We start from the raw sequence: 7,080 nt of genomic DNA, 5'->3' as shown, positions 1-7,080 counted from the left end.
CGCGGCCGGGGCCGCCGCCGGCGCGGCAGCCGGCGCCGCGGCCGGGGCCCGAGCCGGTGCGGCAGCCGCATCAGCCGCAGCTTCAGCCTCGGCCGGAGCGGGATGGCAGACCGGCCCAGCGGAATCGGCAGCGAGCGGCAGCACATCGGGAACCACATTCGACGGAACAGGTGCCCGCGCCGGAACCGTCGAAGGCGATTCGGGATCCACCGCCGCCTCGACGCCCGACCCGCGTCTCGAGTCCAACCGGGCGCTGCATGAGGCCGACCTGGTGCTGAACGAGTTCCGTCAGCAGCTGCGCGCGGACCTGCGCCAGGCTGCCACACGGTCCGGCGTGCCGACCACGCTCGTGCCGGAACTTCGGGCTCGCCTGGTCGAGGTGCGCGCGGACATCCTCGCCGACCTGCACCGGCAGCGCGGCCACTAGCCCGGAGCGGTGCAACAGCACCCCCCCCACACACAGAACACCCTCGCCAGCTGCGCGGGTGTTCTGTGTGTGTCACCGTCGCAACCGGGTCAGACGGTACGGGCCGCGGTCTCCTCGGCGATGGGGTGGGGTGGGCGCGGTCGGTGCATCCCCCCGAACGGTCGATCGCGTGCAGGGACATCAGGGCGCCGCAGATCGAGCAGACCGGGCGCGCCCGACACGCCCGCACGGCGGCCGACTCCCCTGGATTTGACAGAGGAATCCAAGGGAGTAGTGTCGTCCCTCGTGACACCAGAGGGAACCCCCCAGGCACCAGAAACACGTTCACCGAAAAGGTGGATCATCGGCGACCCGCTCTCGACCGAAAAGCTCGACGGCCAGTTGCTGCCCAAGCACCTCGCCCTCCCCATCTTCGCGAGCGACCCGCTGTCGAGCGTCGCGTATGCGCCGCAAGAGCTCCTGATGATCCTGACGCTCGGTGGGCTGGCTTTTCTCAGCTTCGCGCCCTGGGTCGCGGCGTGCGTCGTGCTACTGCTCGTCGTGGTAGTCGCGTCGTACCGCCAGCTGATCAAGGCCTACCCGTCCGGCGGCGGCGACTACGAGGTCGCGCACAAGAACCTCGGAGAGAAGGCCGGCCTCGTCGTCGCGTCCGCCCTGCTCGTCGACTACGTGATGACCGTGGTCGTGTCGGTGGCCAGCGGCGTGGACAACATCATCTCCGCACTGCCGGGCCTGGCGCCGTTCCGGGTGGAGTTCGCGGTCTTCTTCGTGATCCTGCTCGCGGCGGTCAACCTGCGCGGCGTGCACGAGTCGAGCAAGGCTTTCGCCATCCCCACCTACCTGTTCATCGCCAGCGTGCTGCTGATGGTCGTCGTGGGCCTCGCTCGGGTCGCCCTCGGCGATACCCCGATGGCCGAGTCGGCGAACTACGACGTAGAGGCCCAGAGCCTGGCCCAGTCGGCGTTCATCCTGCTGCTGCTGCGCTCCTTCGCGAGTGGGTGCAGCGCGCTCACCGGCGTCGAGGCGATCGCCAACGGGGTGCCCGCGTTCAAGCATCCGAAGGTCAAGAACGCCCAGCGCACGCTGGTGCTCATGGGCGGCATCGCCATCACGCTCTTCATCGGCCTGACCGCGCTCGCGCTGTTCTCGAAGGTGCACTACGCGGAAAATCCCTGCGACCTGATCGGCTGGGAGGAGTGTGCGACTTCCCCGCAGCGCAGCCTGATCGCCCAGATCGCGGCGGCCACCTTCGGCAACAACTCGATCATGTTTTTCGTGCTCCAGGCCGCGACCGCGGCGGTGCTGCTGCTGGCCGCAAACACGGCGTTCAACGGCTTCCCGCTGCTCGGCTCCGTGCTCGCCAAAGACTCCTACGCCCCGAAATCGCTCAGCACCCGCGGCGACCGCCTGATCTACTCCAACGGTGTGCTGCTGCTGGCCCTCTTCGCCTGCATCATCCTGGTCATCTACCAGGCCAACCTGACCGTGCTGATCCAGCTCTACATCATCGGCGTCTTCGTCTCCTTCACACTCGGGCAGACGGGCATGGTGCGGCACTGGCTGACCCTGCTGAAGACGAACCCGCCGAACCGGGCATCCATCATCGCCAGCCTCTCGATCAACGGCTTCGGCGCGCTGCTCACCGGCGTGGTGCTGATAGTGGTCACCATCACCAAGTTCACCCACGGCGCCTGGCTCGTCTTCGTTTTGATGCCTGTGCTGTTCACCCTCATGCTCGGCGTCAACCGGTACTACCGCGACGTCGCCAAGGAAATCGAAGTGGATGCCGACACCATCTTCGGCTCGTCGGGCGACCACGCGATCGTGCTGGTCGGCAAGATGCAGAAGCCCGTGCTCAAGGCGTTGGACTACGCGATCGCGGCCCGCCACGAGAGCATCGAGGCCGTACACATCTCCGTCGACGTCGACGAGACCAAGGCGCTCAAGCGCGCCTGGGTGCAGCAGAATATCCAGGTGCCGTTGCGCATCGTACAGTCGCCCTACCGGGATATCAGCTGGCCTCTGATCAGCTACATCAAGGATCGGCGCGAGGACCACGGCTCCGAGGTCGTCACCGTGTACACCCCGATCTACATCGTGGGCCACTGGTGGGAGGGTCTGCTGCACAACCACAAGGCCCGGCGGCTGCGCCAGAAACTCATGCTCGTGCACGGCGTCACCATTGCCCTGGTGCCGTGGCTGCTCGACTCCTCCGAGCTCATCTACGGCCGGCGCTCCCGGCCCGTGCCCGGCCAGGACCGCCGCGGCGAGCCCGTGCGCCCCCGCCCGATCCCGCGCCGCCCGCTCGCTCCGGCGACCAAGGACATCTCGATCCGACCCACGCCGGTCGTCGGCACGGTTCCGCCAAATTCCCGGCCGTCCGCCGCGCGGCGCCGCAAGAGGAAGTAACGGATGCGCCTTGCTCCCGGCGTCTTTCTCGGCGGCATGGTCGGCACGGGCCTTCGACTCGGCATCGATCAGGCTCTCCCGCACGCCGACACCGACTTCCCGGCGAGCACGCTGATCGCCAACACGATCGGCGCGTTCATCCTCGGCTGGCTGGTGGCAGGCCTGTGGACCCGCCCGGGCCTGCCGGCCTGGGTCAAGGCCGCCCTCGGAACGGGGGTGCTCGGGTCGTTCACGACCTACTCCGCCGTCATGGTGTCCCTGGTCGCGCTCGGCGCGGCCGGATTCCCGACTCTCGGCTGGATCTACCTGGCGGCCACTCTGCTGCTGGGGTTCGGGGCCGCGGCCCTCGGCCTGCAGCTGGGGGCGCAGCTTCGACACCGCGTGTTGCCGGACATTCCGGATGCCGGGAGCACTCTGTGAGCACCTGGCTGGTCCTCGGCGTACTCGTCACCGGTGGCGCGGCGGCGGTCATCCGTTACTTCGTCTCGCGTGCCCTCCCCGTCGGCCCCGGGCGGCTGCCGCTCGGCGTGTTGATCGTGAACGTGGCCGGATCGTTGATCGGCGGCGTGGTGCTCGGTCTCTCCGAGCGTGCCGCGGTGTCCGCCGACGTGCAGCTGATCCTGTTGACCGGGGTCTGCGGCGGCCTGACCACGTTCAGCACCTGGAGCGTCGAGACCGTCGAACTGACGATCACCGGGCGTCGGCGAGCTGGCATTGTCAACCTGATCGGCACTCTCCTGCTCGGGTTCCTAGTCTGTGGTGCGGGCTACCTCCTCTCCCGCTGAGGTACAGTGAAGGAACGCTGATTGTGAACGTGCTCGGCGAACCGCTGCTCAGGATTTGCATCCTCGGCCCGTTCGGCCCGCCATGCTAAACTGACGGCTAGTTTTCACCATATTCGGCAACTCCCGGGAGACGTTCCTCTCACCCGGCCTGGCATCGTTAGGGGGTCTCGCATGGGGCGCGGCCGTCAAAAAGCAAAGCACACCAAGGTTGCCCGCGAGCTGAAGTACTTCAGCCCGGACACCAACTACAACGCGCTTGAGCGCGAGCTCACCGGGCATCCGGCCAACGACCCGCGCCTCGATGAGGACCTGGCGAAGTGGCCAGAGTACGAGGCCGGCAAGCCCGGCAAAGACGCAGACACCGACGACGAAGCCGACGCCGACGCCGACGCCGACGACCAATACGTCGACCATTACGCCACCGAAGACGAGCAGAAGCGCGCCTGACGCTCGGCTCATCTCGGCTCGGCTCATCTCGGCTCGGCTCGGCTCATCTCGGCTCGGCTCATCTCGGCTCGCCGAACTTTGCTCCTCCGCGGCCCCGTGCCTCAGCGGGTGCGCGCAAATGGCCGCCATCGTTTCACCGATGGCGGCCATTTGCGCGCACGCGGCGCCGGGCGGGGCGCCCGACGGGCCGCCCCGCCGGGCGGCCTGGCTAGAGCGCGTAGCCGCCGACCAGGCGCACGGCGCCGCCGTTCACGCCCTTGGCACCCTGCTCAAAGCCCGCGAGGTCGTGCGGGGCGGTCGAGACACGGCCGGCCACCCAGGCCGGCACTCCCTCGGTGGCGAGGCGCGCGATGACGGATGACGCCGATTCGGCCGCGACGACGGCGAACATGCCGACACCCAGGTTCCAGGTGCCCTCCGCGCTCTCGAGCGAGGAGCCGGCGAGTTCGCTGAGCACCCGGAAGACCGGGGACGGCGACCAGGTGGACCGGTCGACCTCCACCCAGGCGCCGAGCGGGAGCACGCGAGCGAGGTTCGCCGCGATGCCGCCGCCGGTGACGTGGCTGAGCGAGTGCACGACGCCGGCGAGCTCCGGGTCGGAGATCACGCCGAGCAGCGGCCCGGTGTAGAGCCGCGTCGGCTCGAGCAGGACCTCGCCGACCACGCCTCCGAAATCGGCGGACGTGTCGGTGTAGCCGATGCCGCGGTTGGCGAGGATGTGCCGCACGAGCGAGTAGCCGTTGGAGTGCAGGCCGGAAGAGGCCAGCGCCACGACGACGTCACCATGGCGGACCTTCTCCGCGCCGAGCACCTGGTCGGCTTCCACCACGCCGGTGGCGGCGCCGGCCACGTCGTAGTCGTCAACGCCGAGGAGGCCGGGGTGTTCGGCGGTCTCGCCGCCGACGAGTGCGGTGCCGGTGGCGGCGCAGGCGCGGGCGATGCCCGCGACGATGTCCGCGATCCGCTCGGGGACGACCTTGCCGCACGCAATGTAGTCGGTCATGAAGAGCGGGCGGGCCCCGACGACGATGATGTCGTCGACGACCATGCCCACAAGGTCCTGGCCGATCGTGTCGTGCTTGTCGATGGCCTGGGCGATCGCAACCTTGGTGCCGACGCCATCCGTTGACGTGGCCAGCAGCGGGCGCGTGTAGCCGGTGAGGAAGGAGACGTCGTAGAGGCCGGCAAAACCGCCGAACCCGCCGAGCACCTCGGGACCGTGCGTGTTCGACACGGCCTCCTTCATCAGGGAGACGGCGAGGTCGCCGGCCGTGGTGTCCACTCCGGCCGCCGCATAGGATGCGTTGCTCATTCTTGTCTTCCTGGGTCGCCGATCGGGGGCTTACCCTGTGTGACCAAGGATTCTTCGCGCAGTGCCTCCTGGCGCAGTGAGGTGGGGGCGAGCAGAGGCTCGAATTCCGAGTCGGGGCCTGGGTCACATCCGTTCGAGGCGGCGGCCGGACGTTCCAACAGGTTCTTGCCCAGGTGTGCTGAGTCGGGCAGCGGGATCGGATAGACCCCGGTGAAGCAGGCCGTGCATAGGCGTTCGGGCGGCTGCTCGGTGGCGGCGATCATACCCTCCGGTGAGAGGTACCCGAGCGAGTCGGCGCCGATGGCCTGGCGCACCTCGTCGACGCCGAGGCCGGTCGCGATCAGTTCCGCGCGGGAGGCGAAGTCGATGCCGTAGAAGCAGGGCCAGGTGATCGGCGGGCTCGAGATGCGCACGTGCACCTCGGCCGCACCGGCCTCCCGCAGCATGCTGACCAGGGCACGCTGGGTGTTGCCGCGCACGATCGAGTCGTCGACGACGATCAGCCGTTTGCCCTTGATCACGGCCTTGAGCGGGTTGAGCTTGAGCTTGATCCCCCGCTGGCGGATGGTCTCCGACGGCTGGATGAAGGTGCGCCCCACGTAGGAGTTCTTCACCAGACCCTGGCCGAACGGAATTCCGGATGCCTGCGCGTACCCGATCGCGGCCGGCGTGCCGGACTCGGGGGTCGGGATGACGAGGTCGGCCTCGACGGGGTACTCCTGGGCGAGGCGACGGCCCATCTCGACCCGCGCCTCGTGCACGCCGCGGCCGGCGATGGTGGTGTCGGGCCGGGCCAGGTAGACGTACTCGAACACGCAGCCGGCGGGCTTCGCTTCGGCGAAGCGCTGCGTACGCAGGCCGTCCTCGTCGATGGTGATGAGCTCGCCCGGCTCGACCTCGCGCACGAAGCTGGCGCCCACGATGTCGAGGGCGGCGGTTTCGGATGCGACCACCCAGCCACGCTCGAGGCGGCCGAGCACCAGCGGGCGCACCCCCTGCGGGTCGCGGGCGGCGTAGAGGGTGGTCTCGTCCATGAAGACGAGGCTGAAAGCGCCGCGCAGACGCGGCAGAACCTCGAGCGCCGTGGCTTCGAGGGTGTGGTCGAGATCGCCGGTGAAGAGGGCGGTGATCACTGCGGTGTCGGTGGTGTTGCCGCGGGCGAGCTCGCCCTCCACCTTCGGGTAGCGTTCGTGCACGAGCTGCAGGAGCTCGGCCGTGTTGGTGAGGTTGCCGTTGTGGCCGAGGGCGACCGTGCCGCCCGAGGTTCGGCCCAGGGTGGGCTGGGCGTTCTGCCAGCTGGACGATCCGGTGGTCGAGTAGCGGGTGTGCCCGACGGCGATGTGGCCGATCAGTGTGCTCAGCGCGGCCTCGTTGAAGACCTGGGAGACCAGGCCCATGTCCTTGTAGATCAGGATCTTCGAGCCGTCACTCGTGGCGATCCCGGCCGACTCCTGGCCCCGGTGCTGCAGGGCATAGAGGCCGAAATAGCTGAGCTTAGCCACCTCCTCACCGGGAGCCCAGACGCCGAAAACGCCGCAGGCATCCTGCGGCCCCTTCTCTCCGGGGAGTAGATCATGGCCTAAAAGTCCGTCGCCGCCAGCCAAATCGGTGCCTCTTCTACTATCAGTGCTCGGGGGAGTGTGTGCTGAGAGTTGTGGGGTGACCGGGAGCTTCTCCGCTTCGGTCCGGTGAGCCGTGTT

The 7,080-nt window shown here is 68.5% G+C and carries 6 protein-coding genes and 1 pseudogene; 5 read left to right on the top strand and 2 right to left on the bottom strand.

From position 1 onward, the window contains the following. The 5 genes and pseudogenes from E3N86_RS16610 to E3N86_RS00430 all read left to right on the top strand — a co-directional run. Window positions 1-427 (top strand): annotated as a pseudogene (locus tag E3N86_RS16610) (hypothetical protein); the annotation flags it as partial. Window positions 428-712: 285 nt separating this feature from the next. Next, window positions 713-2,836: an APC family permease gene (locus E3N86_RS00445; RefSeq protein WP_134372386.1), complete on the top strand. Its 2,124-nt coding sequence runs from the start codon at window positions 713-715 to the stop codon at window positions 2,834-2,836. A 3-nt stretch (window positions 2,837-2,839) separates the two neighbouring features. Beyond that, window positions 2,840-3,256, top strand: coding sequence for a CrcB family protein (locus tag E3N86_RS00440; protein WP_104099143.1), 417 nt, complete (start codon window positions 2,840-2,842; stop codon window positions 3,254-3,256). After that, window positions 3,253-3,621 (top strand): fluoride efflux transporter CrcB, encoded by a 369-nt coding sequence (gene crcB / locus E3N86_RS16605; RefSeq protein WP_166784957.1) that lies wholly within the window; start codon window positions 3,253-3,255, stop codon window positions 3,619-3,621. The genes E3N86_RS00440 and crcB overlap by 4 nt, the downstream gene beginning before the upstream one ends. A 171-nt stretch (window positions 3,622-3,792) precedes the next feature. After that, window positions 3,793-4,068 (top strand): DUF3073 domain-containing protein, encoded by a 276-nt coding sequence (locus tag E3N86_RS00430; protein WP_134421239.1) that lies wholly within the window; start codon window positions 3,793-3,795, stop codon window positions 4,066-4,068. A 208-nt stretch (window positions 4,069-4,276) separates the two neighbouring features. On the opposite strand, the gene purM is transcribed toward E3N86_RS00430, so the two are convergent. Beyond that, a complete protein-coding gene (gene purM, locus E3N86_RS00425) occupies window positions 4,277-5,380 on the bottom strand; it encodes a phosphoribosylformylglycinamidine cyclo-ligase (RefSeq protein WP_104099463.1) in 1,104 nt (367 codons plus the stop codon). Beyond that, the gene (purF, locus tag E3N86_RS00420) at window positions 5,377-6,984 is read right to left on the bottom strand and encodes an amidophosphoribosyltransferase (RefSeq protein ID WP_104099462.1); all 1,608 of its coding nucleotides are present in this window, start codon (window positions 6,982-6,984) and stop codon (window positions 5,377-5,379) included. The genes purM and purF overlap by 4 nt, the downstream gene beginning before the upstream one ends. Window positions 6,985-7,080 lie beyond the last annotated feature (96 nt).

The sequence above is a fragment of the Cryobacterium sp. Hz7 genome (assembly GCF_004402815.1).
Taxonomy (GTDB): Bacteria; Actinomycetota; Actinomycetes; order Actinomycetales; family Microbacteriaceae; genus Cryobacterium; species Cryobacterium sandaracinum.
The sequence above is the reverse complement of the archived record's forward strand: the minus strand, read 5'-3'. Positions and strand labels throughout refer to the sequence as shown.

Bases quoted from the DNA above. Each gene is read 5' to 3' on its own strand.
- E3N86_RS00440 (WP_104099143.1), top strand. From the start codon at position 2,840: ATGCGCCTTGCTCCCGGCGTCTTTCTCGGCGGCATGGTCGGCACGGGC.
- E3N86_RS00430 (WP_134421239.1), top strand. From the start codon at position 3,793: ATGGGGCGCGGCCGTCAAAAAGCAAAGCACACCAAGGTTGCCCGCGAG.
- purM (WP_104099463.1), bottom strand. From the start codon at position 5,380: ATGAGCAACGCATCCTATGCGGCGGCCGGAGTGGACACCACGGCCGGC.